16 protein-coding genes are annotated in these 16,040 nt (G+C 39.1%); 1 reads left to right on the top strand and 15 read right to left on the bottom strand.

Going from position 1 to position 16,040, the window contains the following annotated elements:
• Positions 1-13: 13 nt before the first annotated feature.
• The 3 genes from AB5706_RS10080 to AB5706_RS10070 all read right to left on the bottom strand — a co-directional run bounded on the left by AB5706_RS10080 (position 14) and on the right by AB5706_RS10070 (position 3,584).
• On the bottom strand, positions 14-1,057 hold the full coding sequence (locus tag AB5706_RS10080; RefSeq protein ID WP_195982856.1) for a sugar ABC transporter substrate-binding protein: 1,044 nt from the start codon (positions 1,055-1,057) through the stop codon (positions 14-16).
• An 83-nt stretch (positions 1,058-1,140) separates the two neighbouring features.
• Positions 1,141-2,121 (bottom strand): ABC transporter permease, encoded by a 981-nt coding sequence (locus AB5706_RS10075; RefSeq protein ID WP_195982855.1) that lies wholly within the window; start codon positions 2,119-2,121, stop codon positions 1,141-1,143.
• A 47-nt stretch (positions 2,122-2,168) separates the two neighbouring features.
• Entirely contained in the window at positions 2,169-3,584 is a 1,416-nt protein-coding gene (locus tag AB5706_RS10070) for an L-fucose/L-arabinose isomerase family protein (RefSeq protein WP_195589515.1), read from the bottom strand.
• A 292-nt stretch (positions 3,585-3,876) separates the two neighbouring features.
• Here AB5706_RS10070 and AB5706_RS10065 point away from each other — a divergent pair, with 292 nt between their 5' ends.
• Positions 3,877-5,019, top strand: coding sequence for a GntR family transcriptional regulator (locus tag AB5706_RS10065; protein WP_195589513.1), 1,143 nt, complete (start codon positions 3,877-3,879; stop codon positions 5,017-5,019).
• 187 nt (positions 5,020-5,206) lie between these two features.
• Here the strand turns inward: AB5706_RS10065 and AB5706_RS10060 are convergent, their stop codons facing one another.
• The 12 genes from AB5706_RS10060 to AB5706_RS10005 form a co-directional block, all read right to left on the bottom strand.
• Complete coding sequence (locus tag AB5706_RS10060; RefSeq protein WP_173717985.1) at positions 5,207-5,665, bottom strand: Lrp/AsnC family transcriptional regulator; 459 nt, start codon at positions 5,663-5,665, stop codon at positions 5,207-5,209.
• 55 nt (positions 5,666-5,720) lie between these two features.
• A complete protein-coding gene (locus AB5706_RS10055) occupies positions 5,721-6,077 on the bottom strand; it encodes a VOC family protein (RefSeq protein ID WP_148463109.1) in 357 nt (118 codons plus the stop codon).
• A complete protein-coding gene (locus AB5706_RS10050; RefSeq protein WP_173717984.1) occupies positions 6,074-6,760 on the bottom strand; it encodes an MBL fold metallo-hydrolase in 687 nt (228 codons plus the stop codon). Before AB5706_RS10050 ends, AB5706_RS10055 begins: the two co-directional genes overlap by 4 nt.
• Before the next feature lie 116 nt (positions 6,761-6,876).
• On the bottom strand, positions 6,877-8,199 hold the full coding sequence (locus AB5706_RS10045) for an MATE family efflux transporter (protein ID WP_368366047.1): 1,323 nt from the start codon (positions 8,197-8,199) through the stop codon (positions 6,877-6,879).
• Between the two features lie 300 nt (positions 8,200-8,499).
• Positions 8,500-10,560, bottom strand: a complete 2,061-nt coding sequence (locus AB5706_RS10040) for an ATP-binding protein (protein ID WP_368366046.1) — start codon at positions 10,558-10,560, stop codon at positions 8,500-8,502.
• Positions 10,557-10,958: a hypothetical protein gene (locus AB5706_RS10035; protein ID WP_368366045.1), complete on the bottom strand. Its 402-nt coding sequence runs from the start codon at positions 10,956-10,958 to the stop codon at positions 10,557-10,559. The genes AB5706_RS10040 and AB5706_RS10035 overlap by 4 nt, the downstream gene beginning before the upstream one ends.
• A 376-nt stretch (positions 10,959-11,334) precedes the next feature.
• On the bottom strand, positions 11,335-12,411 hold the full coding sequence (locus AB5706_RS10030; RefSeq protein ID WP_148463113.1) for a M42 family metallopeptidase: 1,077 nt from the start codon (positions 12,409-12,411) through the stop codon (positions 11,335-11,337).
• Positions 12,412-12,647: 236 nt separating this feature from the next.
• Positions 12,648-12,872, bottom strand: coding sequence for a GNAT family protein (locus AB5706_RS10025; protein ID WP_173719327.1), 225 nt, complete (start codon positions 12,870-12,872; stop codon positions 12,648-12,650).
• 212 nt (positions 12,873-13,084) lie between these two features.
• On the bottom strand, positions 13,085-13,498 hold the full coding sequence (locus AB5706_RS10020) for a hypothetical protein (RefSeq protein WP_342981956.1): 414 nt from the start codon (positions 13,496-13,498) through the stop codon (positions 13,085-13,087).
• A 14-nt stretch (positions 13,499-13,512) separates the two neighbouring features.
• Positions 13,513-15,039 (bottom strand): Y-family DNA polymerase, encoded by a 1,527-nt coding sequence (locus AB5706_RS10015; RefSeq protein ID WP_368366052.1) that lies wholly within the window; start codon positions 15,037-15,039, stop codon positions 13,513-13,515.
• A 42-nt stretch (positions 15,040-15,081) separates the two neighbouring features.
• Entirely contained in the window at positions 15,082-15,291 is a 210-nt protein-coding gene (locus AB5706_RS10010; RefSeq protein ID WP_173774191.1) for a DHHA1 domain-containing protein, read from the bottom strand.
• Between the two features lie 89 nt (positions 15,292-15,380).
• On the bottom strand, positions 15,381-16,034 hold the full coding sequence (locus AB5706_RS10005; RefSeq protein ID WP_148463116.1) for a helix-turn-helix domain-containing protein: 654 nt from the start codon (positions 16,032-16,034) through the stop codon (positions 15,381-15,383).
• Between the last annotated feature and the right edge of the window lie 6 nt (positions 16,035-16,040).

Here is a 16,040-nt window from a genome sequence, read left to right as displayed (position 1 = left end):
TATTTTCAGCTTACTACTTCTTCATATAAACTGTTTCCAAATCATTTGCAATGTCAATACTAAGTTGCTCAATTTCTGAACTATATGTATCCATATTATCCTTTGTAATTAACACAAAACCAGACACTATATGTTCGCCCCATTCTACTGGCTCCCATCCATCGGCAAGATGAAGTAATGCAAGTGCACCAATATATCCTTGTCCATATCCGTTCTGAGCTACTCCTATATCAATTGTTCCATTTTCAATTCCATTCATAACTTCTTCAGATGGATCTGTTGCAACTGCAAAGAGATGTTCTGCTTCGCTGTTTGATGCATAGTAATCTTTCAAAGCATTCGCTAATCCTCTAGAAGCTGTACCACCAGTTGCAATAATTCCGTTTGCCCCCGGATTCGCTGCTAACGCATTAAATGTCTTCTCATATCCTTCATCCTCGGTTGTGATGTCACCAATCGTCTGAACAATTTCTGCCCCTTCATATTCTGCAACAGCTGCTTCTACACCCTTCTGACGTTCCAAGGTGTTTACATCACCGAGATTCTCCAAAACATTTATAATTTTAGCATCTCCATCAATTGATTCAATCATTTTGCAAGTAGCTTCATAAGAATACTGATACACATCACCGCAAACAGTAAGTGCCGATTCCTGAGGATCATCCATTACTCCTCCATAATTAACAACTTTTCCGCCTGCCTCATAAAGTTCTTTATAAAGCGCATTTGCTCCGGATGTATCTGCACCGTAAATCATAAATAAATCATATCCATCAGCTGCTTTTGCTTCCACAATTTGATTTTCGATATCCTGCGTCCATTCTGTTCCAATTGCATAATCAAAAGAAACCCCATATTTTTCTTCCACAGCCTGATATCCTGGCTGAATATTTTCCTCAAAATAAGTATCTGGTGCCGGCCAATAAATTGTTAGCTTATAATCTTCTGGGGCTTTTGCCAGAGCATAGTCAGACTCTGCTGCACATACAACTTCTGTTCCTAAGCTTCCAATACTCATTGCTACCATACATAAAATACTAACTGCTTTTTTCTTCATAAAGTTACCCTCCTAATAATATAGTTTTTTAATAGTTTTTTATAAATATCTGTACTTTCCTCTCCGAAGTACAAATTTTTATCCTAGTTCATTCTTTCTGCCACCCGCGCTCTTATAGATTCCACAGAAACAGCAAACAAAATAATAATTCCAAGAAAAACCTGTTCATAATAAACATCCACATTTAACATTGTCAGACCATTACGCACCATCGTCAGAATCCACGCTCCGCAAAAAAATCCAAGTGCCGTAAAACTTCCTCCTAAAAGTGGAATTCCTCCAATTGCACAAACCGCTATAGAATACATCATCCAATCTGATCCTGTATTCGGAGATGCTGTTCCAGTTCTAGAGGCCCACAAAATTGCTGCCAAACAAGCAAACACACAAGAAAGAATATTACAAGAAATAATAATCCAATCTACATTAATACCAGAAAGTCTTGCTGCTGTTCGATTTCCTCCAACGGCTAAAATATCTCTTCCATATTTCATATGTCGAAACATTACATATAAAATTACTATCATAACTACCATCAAGATAAACAAAAATGAAAAAATCCCTAGCTTGGTTCTTCCTATCCAAGTCAATGTTTCTGGCATTTCATATGAATACCCATGCGAATATCCAATTGCTAAACCATTAAAAACAAAAGACATTGCCAATGTAATGATCCAAGGATTAAGTTTCATCTTAACCACCAGAAGACCAATCATAAGACCACATAATACAGATACTAAAACTGCCATCAATACAGCTGGAAGAATTGGCAACCCAAATTTGGTAATCAATGTTCCCATTACAACCGTAGACAAGGCTCCACAAGCCCCAATACCAAGATTCATGTCTCCAATTACCATCAAAATCAACTGGGAAGCACCTATAAATGCATAAACAGCAGCGGTTCTTGATAAGTTAAAAAGATTAAATGGGGTTAAAAATGCATCTGTAAAGACAGAAAAAATAAATATTAATAAAATTATCGCCACAATTGCACTCGAATAACTCTGTAAAAAGAATCGCTTCCAAAGTGATATTTTTCCACCCGTTTTCTTCTGACTCATAATATCTCTCTCCTATTTGCTCAATATACTTTTTTAATATAGCTTTTTTAAAGCCCCATTCTATATCTTTCCTCTAACTGTTCCCTTGACGGAGTTGCAGGGTCTGGTGTTAAATTTTTAATATATCTACATGCCTCTAATAAAACATCTGCAACTTTTCCATAAGTTCCGGCCACATGATGAATGTATGGGCCCTGCACAAGCTTATGCTCCCATTTGGGCCAATTTTCAGTTTCGAACCAAACATATGTTCCTTTTGTCATTGGACCATTAATTCCTTTTCCTTCTCCAAGAAACAGAGAATACCTACCATGATCTCCATCAAATCTGCAAAGCGTAATATCGCCGTTTTCAAGTTCCCAACTACAATTTCCACACTGACTTTTTCCATCCCATGCAGTGTCAATTCTGCAGTATTCTCTATGTTTTGCAAATTTTGATGGGAAAGCACCACAATGCCATAAAAGCTCTGTATTCTCCTTTTCTGGATGACGTATAGTTACATCAGCTAAAAAATGTACTTTCTTATTTCCTGTTGCTGCTTGAATTAAAAGAGCAGAAATTGCACCGCATATATCTGTTTCACATGCTACTGGAAATCCTTCGTCAGCTAGCATTGAATTAACTGCACAGGGAAAAATATCTAATTCATCCTGCATTGCACTCCAACACTGGATACAAGCACAGTTACACTGAAATTTTTTTGCCAAATTTTGAATTGCAACTTTCATCTTCGCAAATGTCCTACGCGGCACTTCCTCTTTGGCTCCTACTCCTTGATAATTCTTCTCAATCCAAGTGCACACATCTTCTACATTTTTTCTCTCCTCTGTCCAGCATCTCTCCATCTCTGATTTCAATTCTGAAAGAGTCAATGGGTAAACTTCTACTCCAAACAACTCCATTAATTCAGCCTCGTTAGCCATTACACTAAGAAAATCTGTTGGTCTTGGACCAATCTGAAGAATGCGGATGTTTCTTACTGTTTTTACTACTTGTACCACTCTTAAAAACTTTTCATATCCTGATATAAAAACCATGTCATCTGGCGCAACATTTGTAATATATGTAAACGTTACATTATGATGTCGCAAAACCTTACCTGTCGCGAACAACCCACACTGTGAATCTCGATCCCGCATTCCATCCAACGCCGGTGCATCATCACGCGGTCCATATAACAATACCGGAACATTCAAAGCAGCTGCCACTTGACCAACAACACCTTCACTTCCGAAGTTACAATGCGGAAAAAACAACGCATCTACTTGTTCCCGGCGCATTTTTTCTATCACTTTAGGGACATCTGCTTGTTTCCATAGTAAACCTTCAGAATTAATATCTTCCAAATCTACAATTTCCGGAGAGATTACTTCTATAATTTGTCTTATCTTTTTTTTATAAAACAGTGCAGCTTCCACGCTGAAATTATTTCTTCGAGTTGGAATATACCCTATTTTCACACTTTCGCCTCCCTTTTGTGTTCTTTTTTAAATATCCTTTCATGTTTTTAATTTGTATTTTTAAGCTCACTCTTTGTGGTTTTCTTGTATTTTTTATACCACATATTATCATGCTTGTAAATACATTTTAGTCTTTTTTGCTATTTTTGTAGATTTCAACAAAATATTTCTGTTCTTTTTGTTGTCTTTTTTTTATTCAACATGTATTTTTTTATGTATTTTTACTTGCTTTTTTTCCAATTAATTGCTATAGTAAACGTAAGGCATTTATTCTCATAAAGGAGCATTTCTCATGAATAAGACACAAACAGAATACGGCAAACTGCCTAAATACAAAATTCTCTATAAGTGGATTACCGACCAAATTTATAATGGTACATTTAAATACATGGAAAAGTTACCGTCTGAATCTGAACTATGTAATCAATTTCAAATAAGTAGACAAACAGTACGAAACGCCTTTCAAGAATTGGAAACAGATGGCCTCATTTCCAGATCCAAAGGAAGCGGAAGTTTCGTTGCAAAAGAAGTAGAAGTATTTCAAAAAGAAAAAATAATTGGCATTCTTTTTACCAATGTTGGCAATTACATTAGTTCTAAAATCCTCACTGGCTTTGAAACAGTTTTTTATCCAAAAGGGTATAGTTTGCTTTTAGAACAAAGTCATAATCGCCTTGAAAACGAATCACTTTTTTTAAAGAAAATGCTTAATAGTAAGGTTTCAGGATTAATTATCGAAAGCGTAAAAAGTAGCCTTCCATCTCCATACACAGATTTATATGAACAATTAAGATTACACCATATTCCTTTTGTGTTTATTAATAACCGCCTATGCAACGTAGATGCTCCTAGTGTTATGTGGGATGATGAAAAAGCATCTTATTTGATGACCAAACGCTTAATTCAAAAAGGACACACGAAAATAGCTGGATTATTTCGCTTTGATGAAACGCAAGGATTAAATCGTTATCTTGGATATATCAAAGCATTAAAAGATTTTAATATTCCAATCCAAGAAGATTTTATTTCTTGGTACGGTTTATCAGGACAAAAAGAAGAGTCTAAACGACAATTTAAAAATATTGATTTATTTATTGATGACATTTCAATACAATGTAGTGCACTGATTTGCTATAATGATCATATTGCTTGCCATGTAGTTCCTTATCTTGCTTCAAAAAACATTTCTGTGCCAGAAGATTTAACTGTTATAAGCTTTGATAATTCCAATGTAACCAAATTGTATGATTCAACCCGAGTTCCTAGTATTAACCACCCGAAAGAGAAGCTTGGAGAAATGGCTGCAAATTTATTGCTGCAATATATTGAAGCTCCTACATCTATTCCTTCCGGACATCCGCAAATTATTTTTCCAGTTTCCAAAGAACAAGAACTTACAATTTTAAACGGAACCATAAACTCTGATTTTTTATAACAGCTTTCGTTTTAAAATTTCAAAATTATATTTTAAAAGTTAAAATAACCCATACCGCACAAAAGGCAATGAACCATTTCTGATTCATTGCCTTTTACTTTACATACACTGTAATTGCAAATAATAACAACAAAATTTTTCTCTTTCTTCTCAAAAGAAGCCATAATGCGTCACCTCAATTTGACCTCTACAGCCGTAACCCTTTAATATCTTTAATCCGTGATAAGATTGTATTGCAGCTACAGCTGATAATGCCGGGCAGTGTATCAATGACGTTGTGCAGGAAGTGCTCCATTTCATCACTTGATGAAGCAACAGCATGTACATGCAATTTGTCTCTTCCTGTGACACGGTAAATCTGTGTAACTGTATCATCTTTGTATAAAATATCCGTCACCTGTGACAAATGATCTGGTTTTATTTCAATTTCAAAATAACAGGATACAGCCCCACTGATTTTTTGAGGATTTATTATTGTTGTATATTCTTCAATTATCCCCTTTTTCTCCATGGCCTGAATCCGGGCTTTTACTGCCACTCTGGAAATGCCGGTTTCTTCACCGATATCTGAGTAGGAGATACGTGCATTTTCTATAAGTAACTGGATAATCTTCTGATCCAGTTCATCTAAATTATCCAGGTACATAAGTGCCCTCCTGTAAAATAATATACGCCAGCTTTATTCGATTTCCCAACCAGCTTTACGGCACAATCTCAAGCCAGTAGCCATCTGGATCTACGATGAAATAGATTCCCATTGCTTCATTTTCGAAGCAAATGCACCCCATCTCTTTGTGCTTCTTGTGCGCCGCCTCGTAATCCTCCGCCTGGAATGCCAGATGGAATTCGCATTCACCCAGATTATATGGCTGTGGATGATCCTTAAGCCAGGTAAGTTCCAGCTCAAAATCACTTACATCGTTACTCAGATACACGATGATAAAATCATCGGTAGTCTTTCTTCTCACCTCGTGCAGATCAAGGGCCTCATTGTAAAATTTAATAGATCGGTCCAGGTCTGACACATTATAGTTTTCGTGAATCATCTTAAATTTCATACTTCTTCTCCTTTTGTACATTCTGTGTTTCTAATGCGAGACTTATATTGCGGATATTCGGTAATAAACCGCTTAATTACACTGGTATCATTCCAGTAATGCATTGGAAAAATGACATTGCAATCTACATTTTTAAGGAAATACAGGATCCCGTCGGCATAGTGATCTCCCTGCCGCGGATCTAAGGGAACAAATGCAGCATCAAAATGCATACCCTTAATTTTCCTGATCTCTGCACGATACGCAGAAGTAAGTCTCTGGTTGTCAGCTTTCGGCTCACCATCCCAATACCAGTCATTTAAGTCACCGGCATGATAAATGGTGCCTTCCTTTGTTTTGACAATGAATGCGACACCACTATCGTTAGACAGCAAGGTATCAACTTCAGTACCATTATCCAGATTATAAGTCTGATCATGATAAACATATGTGATCTTCAGATCCGATAAATGATTCCTTTTTCGTATATCATTCGCCAGGACTGCCTGATAAGTCATCCCCATATCCTCAAGAATCCCAAAGATTTGTGGGTTAAAATGATCCTCGTGGAAATGGCTGCAAAAGACGATTACTTCTTTTTCCTTGTCAAGGTGCGGCAATTCACCCTTGTAATAATCAAAAATATAGTAGCAGTCTCTGGTCTCAATTAAAAATCCACTGTGGTTAATGTAAGTAATTTTCATGATGCCTCCCTCATTTCCCGCGTTCTCTTTCAGCTATTTCTGACGCAACACGTTGAATGAAAAACTTTTTCCTGTAGCATGTTTGAAAAAAGCTTTCTGCAAAATACAGCCGGATACTATAGACTTGATGATCTCCTGAGCGCCACATAGGATATTAAAAAGTTCGCAAACCAACCTGCTGGTACAGCAAGCCAGACGAATTCAATACCAAAACGCGGTGCAAAAATCAAGGCAACAGACAGACGAATCGCCAGGTTTACCATGTTTGCAATAAGGAACGGACGCATGATTCCAAGACCACGAAGGACTCCATCGGTTGCCATTTTGATTCCCATAAAGATGAAAAAATAACCAATCCATCTCATATAATCCCCGGATACCTGATAGGCCAGGGCGGTTCCGTCTTTACCAAGAAACAGCGAGGAAATTTGCGTATGCAGCGTTTCAATAACGATGAACGCAAGTGCTGCAAAGCACACATCCAACACCAATGCAGCCTGATAGCCTTTTTTGATACGCTGTGGTTTGTTTGCGCCCAGGTTCTGGGAAACATATGGCGAAACTGCATTACCGATAGATACAAAAATCAGGGAAAAAACATTCTCTACCCGCATCGTCGCCGCATATCCCGCAAGTGCCTGTGTGCCGAAGGGATTTACAACTGCCTGCACGATCATCATACCAATAGACACTGTAGACTGCTGGAGAACTGACGGAACTGCAATCTGAAGCATGGAATGCAGCTCCTTCCAGTCAAATCGTTGAAAAGGGCTCTTATATCGCCGCATCCGATATAAGAAAATCAGAAGCGAAAACACGGCGGAAATACCTTGTGCAATCAAGGTTGCAAGCGCCGCACCCAACACGCCGAGATCAAGACCAGCCACCATCCAGAGATCCATAAAAATATTTAAGACTGACGAAAATATCAGGAGTCCCAGTGGAATTTTTGATTCGCCTATGGAAGTAAACATCGTTGAAAGAATGTTGTACATAAACAAAAAAGGAAAGCCCACGAAATAGACCCGCAAATACAGCACTGCGTCATCCAGTATATCTGCAGGGGTTTGTAACGCGCTCATCATCCAATGGGAAAAGCAAAAGCCAAAAATACCAAGGACTATGCTTAGAATCAAAAAGCTAAACAAAGACGTTGACACGATGGTTTTCATTTTTCCATACTCCCTGGCACCGAAATAACGGCTCACGAGCACACCGGCACCCACACCGGCACCCAGTGCCACACAAATGAAAACATTGGTCAGCGCTGCACATGCACCGACAGCTGCAAGTGCGGAGGAGCCCACAAACTGACCGACGATAATGGAGTCAGCCATATTGTATATTTGCTGAAAAAAACTGCCAAGAATCATCGGCATTGCAAAGACCGTCAGCGCTTTAAGAGGCGCATCTGTGATTAAATACTCATCTTTTGACATTATCATATGCCTCCACATGTTTCATAATTTCATTTATTCTTCCCTTCATAAAAATTTATTTGTTTATTCGAAATGTAAATTTTAAGTTACGTTCCGAAACAATTATATGTGGTTGCAACGAATAAGTCAAGTCGCCGTTTACTCTTAGTTACTGGTCACCCCGTGACCAGTAACACGCTTCGCGATGCACAGAAATCATGCATTCGCATGATTTCTCGCTGAGATTCTCGGGTTTTCTGTGAACTTTGTTCACAAAAAACACCTCGCGGAACGTTACCAATGAACAGTAACACTGATCTTTCACCTTATATACTTTGCTATCACCGGTAAAAGTACATTCATATCAATTGGTTTTGCCACATGATCATTCATTCCCATCGATATTGCCTTCTGCCTGTCCTCTGCGAAGGCGTTTGCTGTCATTGCAATAATGGGGATGGAGGCTTTTTTCTCATCTTTCATTCTGCGTATCCTGGCTGCAGCATCATATCCATCCATCACCGGCATCTGAATGTCCATAAGAATCATATCATAATATCCGGAATCTGCTTTCTCCAGCTTATCCAGACACTCTGCTCCATCTTCCGCACGGTCTGTAATGATCTTTTGTTCCGCAAGCAGTTCTATCGCAATCTCTGCATTCAGATCATTATCCTCTGCAAGAAGAATACGTTTTCCTTCCAGCTTTTCTAATACATCTGGCTGTTCAGATATCTGATCCCTATATACATCCGATTCTGATGCCATATCAAAAGAAATATCTACCGTGAATTTTGTCCCGACACCTTGCGTGCTCTCTACCTGGATGCTTCCTCCCATCAGCTCAATCATGGATTTCACAATAGGAAGGCCCAGTCCTGTACCAGCGACCTTGTTCTCTGTGGTTGTATGCTCTCTGGAAAATTCTTCAAAAATATGTGGAAGATATTCCTCGCTCATGCCAATGCCTGTATCTTCACAGGTAAAAATAAACCGGGCTTTCCGGGGATCCTCTGAATCTTTCTCATATATCTTTACATGGACCGCATGCCCATCGGACGTGTACTTTATTGCATTACTGATAATATTCAGCATTATCTCCTGAAGTTTCACTCTGTCACAAAAGATAAACGTGTGATATACATCTAAATCTGTCGAATACTGCAGGTTCTTCTTGCTTATATCTTCTTCAAATACTGTGTTTACCGTATGAAATACTGTGTTTATATCCTCAGCTTTCAGCTGCAGCGCTGTAGTACCGCTTTCAATACGGGCTATCTCCAGGATCTGGTTAATGATCGTCATCAACAGATTTCCGGAAGAACAGATTTTTCCCAGATATTCCTTTGCCTTTTCCTCGTTCTGAAGATTCTTTTCCAGTAATCCGGAAAAACCTATGATCGCATTCATTGGCGTCCGGATATCATGGCTCATATTAAACAAAAATCGCGTTTTTGCTTCATTGGCACTTTTTGCCAGTTCCGCTGCTTTCTTAAGATCAGCAGCATATTGTTTTTCTCTGTGTTTTTTGCTGGAGATCTGATAATAAATTGTAGCGACCAATAATGAAAATATATAAGAAGCGGCAATGGCGAGAAGCCAGTGTGAAACCGGGATCCACCCATTCGAAGGCACAATATCAAAATACCATGTGTTATTCGGGATTTCACATTCTATCGTCAGGCTGTCTTCCGGCATATTCTCCTGACTCTGGGCAAGAATAACCTTATCTTCACTGCTTCTGTCATATGACCAGATCTTATAACAGAAATCCGCCTGACTTAAGGATTTCAGATTTATATCACTCATGAAACGATCCCAGTCGATTACCTGAAGTACAAATCCCCAGAAACTACTCTTTCCAGAATCGTCAGTTCGATAAACCGGTTTAAAAAGTAATGCTCCGGTACCTCCCTGCTTTAACTGATAGGGACCGCCGAGTGTATACTCCCTGGTTTTCTTAGCCAGAATTGCATCTTTTTTCCGTTCATGTTCCCCCAGTACATCCAATCCAATAGCCTCTGAATTTCCCTGCATAGGATAGATTTCGGTTATGATCCCTTCCGGCGCCAGCTCAAACGCCTTTACCACACCTTCCTCATTGGGGATCTTCTCTGCCAGTTCTGAAAAAATGTTTTCATCCATATCCGATCCATCAATAATATAATTTCCCAGAAGATCAGAAATCGTTATATAATTGTCCAGCTTTTCCTTGACTCTCCTTATCGTGCTTTGTGCCATATAAGTTCCCACTGCTTTTTTTTCTTTTTCCTGATATCGGATCATCTGGCTACACGCAAAAAATGCAAGCAGGAAAGAGAGAATGCCAACAATATAGCAATATTTCTTAATATGTTCAGCAGCTGTACTATTTATTTTCATTGAATTTTCCTCATTATGTTTTCTTCCAACTGTTTTTCATCTGGCTGTGCAATAAAATCAATATAGCGAAATCCCATAATGATCTTATAATCATCCCTGTTGCCTGTCTCCAGACGGATCACCTGTAACTCAAAATACTCATGTCCGGCATGGTTTTTCACGGACTGATAACGATACACAAAACGTTTGTGATTCCGCAGATGCTCTATAAGAGCATGACGTTCCAGCTTCTGGAGGAAATCCGGTGCTGATTCCCGGATTACATAATTTTCATAATAATATCTGATTCTGGAGGTATAGCTGAATTTCAGCTCCGTCATCCCATCAACCTCTGTACCATTGGAAAGTACGCTCTGTTTGATCGTTTCCAGAGTATCATTTGCCTTAAACTTTTCCATAAAATCTCCCAACACTTATATAGAAAATATTCCCCCATTAATGCCTGAAAACAAAAGGAGAACAGCCGATACATATATTCGAACTGTTCTCCTACATTACTGTTCACTGGTAATGTTCTTTGTACTCATACCGTTCCGTATCTATATAACTTCTTTCTAATCCATTAGAAGAAGTATATTTTTAAATAAAATTTGAAGATACTTTCGTTTCTGCAAAAGTCATTTTCGCTTATATTACTTTCATAATATCACAGACAGTTACGTTTGTCACATAAAAGTTTAAATAACTGTGATGCGCTTCTTTGCTGCTTCTTTGCATATCCTTTTCCGGCAGTTGCCGTTATACCTGTCGCTTTCAGCACATCATTATATTTTTTTAAAAACTCATAATCTGCTCTTCGTCAAGTCTTTTAAGAATTTCGCATGCCAACTTAACCGCATTATCAAAATCAGCATAAGCTGAAATTCCGTAATGTGTGTGCGCATAGCGAACCGGAACACCAATAACGATGACCGGAACTGCTTTTTCAGTCAGATGTATAACTGCACCATTGGTTGAACCAGCACTGCGTACTGCATCCTGAACCGGGATGCCAAGCTTTTCTGCCAGATCAAGCGCATATCTCTGGTAACGCGGATTGGTGATCATGCGTGAATCAATGTGACGAAGCATCGGGCCACGCTTAATAGCAGTCTGAACCATATACTGCTCAACGCACGTATCATCTGCCGGGCAGCCTTCAAAAACAATTGCGATATCCGGCTTAATTACCTGTGCTGTCACAGTGGCACCACGTACACCAACTTCTTCCTGTGCTGCACACGCGCCAACAATATCCACATTCAAATCCTGACCAGCCAGGGTATGCATGGTCTTAAGAATTGCCGCACATCCCAGACGACAGTCAAAGCTCTTGCCCACCATCAGATCTGTGGTTTCTGAATATGTAAATGTCACATCCGGCACTACCGGTTCACCGATACGAATGCCGAACTTTTCAACCGCCTCTTCTTTAGAAACAGCGCCAACATCTACTGTAATATCTTTCATATCCAGAGGTGCTTTACGCTCCTGCTCTGTCATGAAATGCGGAGGCTTGCTGGCAGTAATACCCGGAATATATTCTCCGAATCGGTTGCGGACCAGGACTTTATGAGCTGGAATATTGTGGTTCACCCAACCTCCGATCTGAATGATGCGGAGAGTTCCATTCGGGCAGATAGCCTGCACCATAAAGCCAACCTCATCACTATGTGCATCAAGCTGAACAACCGGACGTTTGCCGTTATTTTCTTTACGGCGAATATATAGGTTGCGCATGCGATCTTCTGTGATTTCTCCGAGTCCTTCTGCATAAGGACGAATTGCTGCAACCACTTCATCTTCGAAGCCTGATGTACCGTTTGCATTTGAAATTGCTGCAATCATTTCCAACGTTGTTTTTTTATCCATTCTGACACCTCTTTATGAAAGTTTTACCTTCTTGAGCTCAACATCTACTTATATGGTTTTATAAGTTATATTTAACTGTCAATAATCTCCTATTCCCCTTTAGGATTAACTTTTTTCTGACAATAAGAATTTTCGAGCCACGCTTAATAAATCAAGTATAGTCTAGGCCAATATGATTGTCAACAATTCCAACTTGATGTGGTACATTTCGTGAACTTCTTATAGAGCAAAGAATGCTATGCAAAAATCCCTTCAATGTATTCGTTACTTAGTCCTACAAATCCCTGAATCATTTTATCATCTTCATACACATAGACTTCCGCTTGTGACATCATTTCTTTCACTAATTCATAATTACTTGTCCAATATTGCTCCGGAATAAAATCATGTGCTTTTAAATTGCTCTTTAACCATATGTCGGCAACTCTATTAATATCTGTGTTCTGCATCTTTCTGATCATAACGCTTATTCTCCATCAGCTTTGATTTCTCCGTAACAACCAATCAGTTATATCGTGAATCTCGACTCCTTCATAGCTATATTTTGGATGTTTAGTTCGGGCAATAATCATTTTCGGATAACGCACGGAGCTTCTGATCAAATGAAGCCATGGCACATCATCTCCAGCTTTTCCTTAAAAACATTCTAACTTCTTTGTATCTTTTCTCAAATTTACCACTCTTCACATTTAATATCACTTATCTGTTCGATTGGAATGACCGTTTGATCCGTCATGATTATGGTGTGCTCATATTCGTCTACCTTTTTTACAATACCAGAGCACATAACATAAGATCCACCGGATTTTTTTGCATCGGGAATAAAATAAGTTATCGATACATTCTGTTCTATACCGATATTATTCCTGATTATATTGATTTTTTCGTTCAGCTGAGCAATCACTTCCTCACTCAGTTCCAATTTTTCATCGGTTAATCTTGCGGTTTCTTTTATCGCAGCATCATGCCCAGTCAAGGCTGCAAAAGGAGCAAATTGTGCTGCCCGGTCCCGAAGAGGCATTTGTGGATGCTTCTTAGAGACCGGATGCGGTAAATTGATGATATCGTCATAAGAATTATTTTTCATCCCTTCCAACTCCTTTATGCCCTATGTCCGCCAATTTGTTCATTTCTGTCCCTGGCGGTTGCACCTTCCTGAAGGTTCATCCCCTTCAGTACAGCATTTTTTCCAAATTTCTTTTTGATACTGAGCATCGCTTCCTGCATACGTTTTTCGCGATCCAGCACAGCCGCTTCCTCTTCCTGCTTTTTCCTTTGCGCCTCATAATCCGTAAAAAGATCCAACTGCTCATACACTTCTTCTTTCTTCACAGAACTTTCATCCACGAGCCTGTTTGCTGTGATATTGATTCTTCTGACAAGCAGGTTTCTGTCAACGATCCTGTCATATAGCTCTATTACTGCATCAGTTATCATCTTGGTTGAGGAAGTCTGCCGTTTCAGATTAGTCGTTCCATGTGCGTGCTTCGGGATTTTTCTTCCATAACGGTCGATCGTAACCTCTCCATGATACTGCTTTTTCCTGTCGGCATTGTTCAGATTCTCAATATCATAACCAACTGTCAACACGATCTGGTCCGTTACAAGCTTCTTATCCACCAAATCCAAAACCATCTGATCCGTCATCTCTTTTACGACCAGTTTTGCTTTTTCAAAATCATAAGGACAATGAAGTACTTGTCCGGCGCAAACACTGTTCATTTCCGGTTTGTAGGCCTTAACCATTTCCATGGTACAGGGTTCATACCCCCAGGCATGATCGATCAACAGCTCTGCATTAACGCCAAACAGTTTATATAGCAGATCTTCGTTGTATAACTCATTCTCTTTTCCGATGGAACATCTTGCAATATCACCCATTGTATAAAGCCCGTATTCTTCCAGCTTCTTTGCATATCCCTTCCCTACTCTCCAGAAATCCGTAAGTGGTCTGTGACTCCAGAGTTTCCTTCGGTATGACATTTCATCCAATTCCGCAATTCGTACACCATCTTTATCTGCTTTAATATGCTTCGCCACAATATCCATCGCAATCTTGCACAAATACATATTTGTTCCGATTCCTGCAGTTGCCGTTATACCTGTCGTTTTCAGCACATCCTGTATCATGGCCATTGCAAGTTCTCTTGCTGTCATATTATAAGTATGCAGATAATCCGTTACATCAATAAATACTTCGTCAATCGAATACGGGAAAATATCTTCCGGCGCAATATATTTCAGATAAATGCTGTAAATTCTGGTGCTGTATTCCAGATAGAGAGCCATCCGGGGAGGAGCAACAATATAATCAATCTCCAGTGCAGGATTACTATTTAATTCTGCACTGTCATCAGAGGAACCAATAAATGTTCTGTTCGGTGCTTTCCACCTGCGGGCACTGTTGGCTTCTTTTACTTTTTGAACAACCTCAAATAAACGAGCCCTTCCGGGGATCCCATAACACTTTAAGGCTGGAGATACCGCAAGACAGATCGTTTTCTCTGTTCTGCTTTTATCTGCAACCACAAGATTGGTCGTCAAAGGATCCCGATTTCGTTCTTTACATTCCACAGACGCATAGAATGACTTAAGATCGATTGCAATATAGGTTCTTTTCTTTTCCATCATTCTACATCTCCCGATTCTCCTGTGTTCCGTTTCTAATTCTTATTTATTCTGACCGGAAATCTTTCTCATCATAACAATCCGCTCAAGTATTTCCGGCCTGAATTTATCTACGTCATTTGTACGCTTACGCACGCCTGCTGCCGCAGCATGTCCACCTCCGCAAAATGCCTGCAAAAGTTCATTTACATTAATCCATTTTCCATCAGATCGGAAGGAACACCGCCAGCGGTTTTCTTCTTCCTCATACATGGTAAAACCTAGCTGAAAATACAGGGATTGTGACTGTTTGTCCTTTTGGCAACTGTTTTTTTACTGTTCCTGGTGGCACCCTATATATTTTACCACCCCTTAAACACTGATACTTGGTAGGCTGCCACATTTTCCGGATTCTCCAACGCTTTTCTCCGCCATGCATTTGGTGAAATTCCCGTTATTTTCTTAAAATTACGCATAAATGTAGATATCACCGGGTATCCTACAGAATTAGACACTTTTTCTATGGAACATTTTTCTTTTGCGAGCATTTCACAGGCCTTCTTAATCCGAACCAGATTTAGATATTCTGATGGTGTAATATTAGCAGACTCTATAAAGATCCTCCGCATATGTGTCTCACTCAGATTACATGCCCTTGCAAAATCCTTTCCCCCGATGTCCTCCATATAATGTAATTCTATATAACTTATAATTTTACGTGTATAATCTGAAGTTTCCCGGGAATTATTCTGAAACTTTATGTTTTCATTATCTAAACGATCAAAAAACAGCACAAGATTAAACGCAAGCGTTGAAACAGTATATCTATAATTTGCTTGTCTCAGCTGTATTTCTTCTATTATCATCTGCATAAGTGCCGCAGCCTTCGTACTTCCAGCATTCTCCAAAACACTTATTTTCTTCGATAGATTCTGTTCAACATAAATATATTTTTCTGGAACATTTACAAAACCTCTTTTAAAATTTCTTCCACATCCACAAATAAATATTCCCATTTTTTA

This window comes from Ruminococcus sp. RTP21484sp1_RTP21277st1_D2_RTP21277_210401 (assembly GCF_040924225.1).
Classification (GTDB): domain Bacteria; phylum Bacillota; class Clostridia; order Lachnospirales; family Lachnospiraceae; genus Blautia_A; species Blautia_A faecis.
The sequence above is the reverse complement of the archived record's forward strand: the minus strand, read 5'-3'. Positions and strand labels throughout refer to the sequence as shown.

Excerpts from the sequence above, each read along its gene's own strand:
- AB5706_RS10080 (WP_195982856.1), bottom strand. The coding sequence starts at position 1,057 with ATGAAGAAAAAAGCAGTTAGTATTTTATGTATGGTAGCAATGAGTATT.
- AB5706_RS10075 (WP_195982855.1), bottom strand. The coding sequence starts at position 2,121 with ATGAGTCAGAAGAAAACGGGTGGAAAAATATCACTTTGGAAGCGATTC.
- AB5706_RS10065 (WP_195589513.1), top strand. The coding sequence starts at position 3,877 with ATGAATAAGACACAAACAGAATACGGCAAACTGCCTAAATACAAAATT.
- AB5706_RS10060 (WP_173717985.1), bottom strand. The coding sequence starts at position 5,665 with ATGTACCTGGATAATTTAGATGAACTGGATCAGAAGATTATCCAGTTA.
- AB5706_RS10055 (WP_148463109.1), bottom strand. The coding sequence starts at position 6,077 with ATGAAATTTAAGATGATTCACGAAAACTATAATGTGTCAGACCTGGAC.
- AB5706_RS10050 (WP_173717984.1), bottom strand. The coding sequence starts at position 6,760 with ATGAAAATTACTTACATTAACCACAGTGGATTTTTAATTGAGACCAGA.
- AB5706_RS10045 (WP_368366047.1), bottom strand. The coding sequence starts at position 8,199 with ATGTCAAAAGATGAGTATTTAATCACAGATGCGCCTCTTAAAGCGCTG.
- AB5706_RS10040 (WP_368366046.1), bottom strand. The coding sequence starts at position 10,560 with ATGAAAATAAATAGTACAGCTGCTGAACATATTAAGAAATATTGCTAT.
- AB5706_RS10035 (WP_368366045.1), bottom strand. The coding sequence starts at position 10,958 with ATGGAAAAGTTTAAGGCAAATGATACTCTGGAAACGATCAAACAGAGC.
- AB5706_RS10030 (WP_148463113.1), bottom strand. The coding sequence starts at position 12,411 with ATGGATAAAAAAACAACGTTGGAAATGATTGCAGCAATTTCAAATGCA.
- AB5706_RS10025 (WP_173719327.1), bottom strand. The coding sequence starts at position 12,872 with ATGATCAGAAAGATGCAGAACACAGATATTAATAGAGTTGCCGACATA.
- AB5706_RS10020 (WP_342981956.1), bottom strand. The coding sequence starts at position 13,498 with ATGAAAAATAATTCTTATGACGATATCATCAATTTACCGCATCCGGTC.
- AB5706_RS10015 (WP_368366052.1), bottom strand. The coding sequence starts at position 15,039 with ATGGAAAAGAAAAGAACCTATATTGCAATCGATCTTAAGTCATTCTAT.
- AB5706_RS10010 (WP_173774191.1), bottom strand. The coding sequence starts at position 15,291 with ATGTATGAGGAAGAAGAAAACCGCTGGCGGTGTTCCTTCCGATCTGAT.
- AB5706_RS10005 (WP_148463116.1), bottom strand. The coding sequence starts at position 16,034 with ATGGGAATATTTATTTGTGGATGTGGAAGAAATTTTAAAAGAGGTTTT.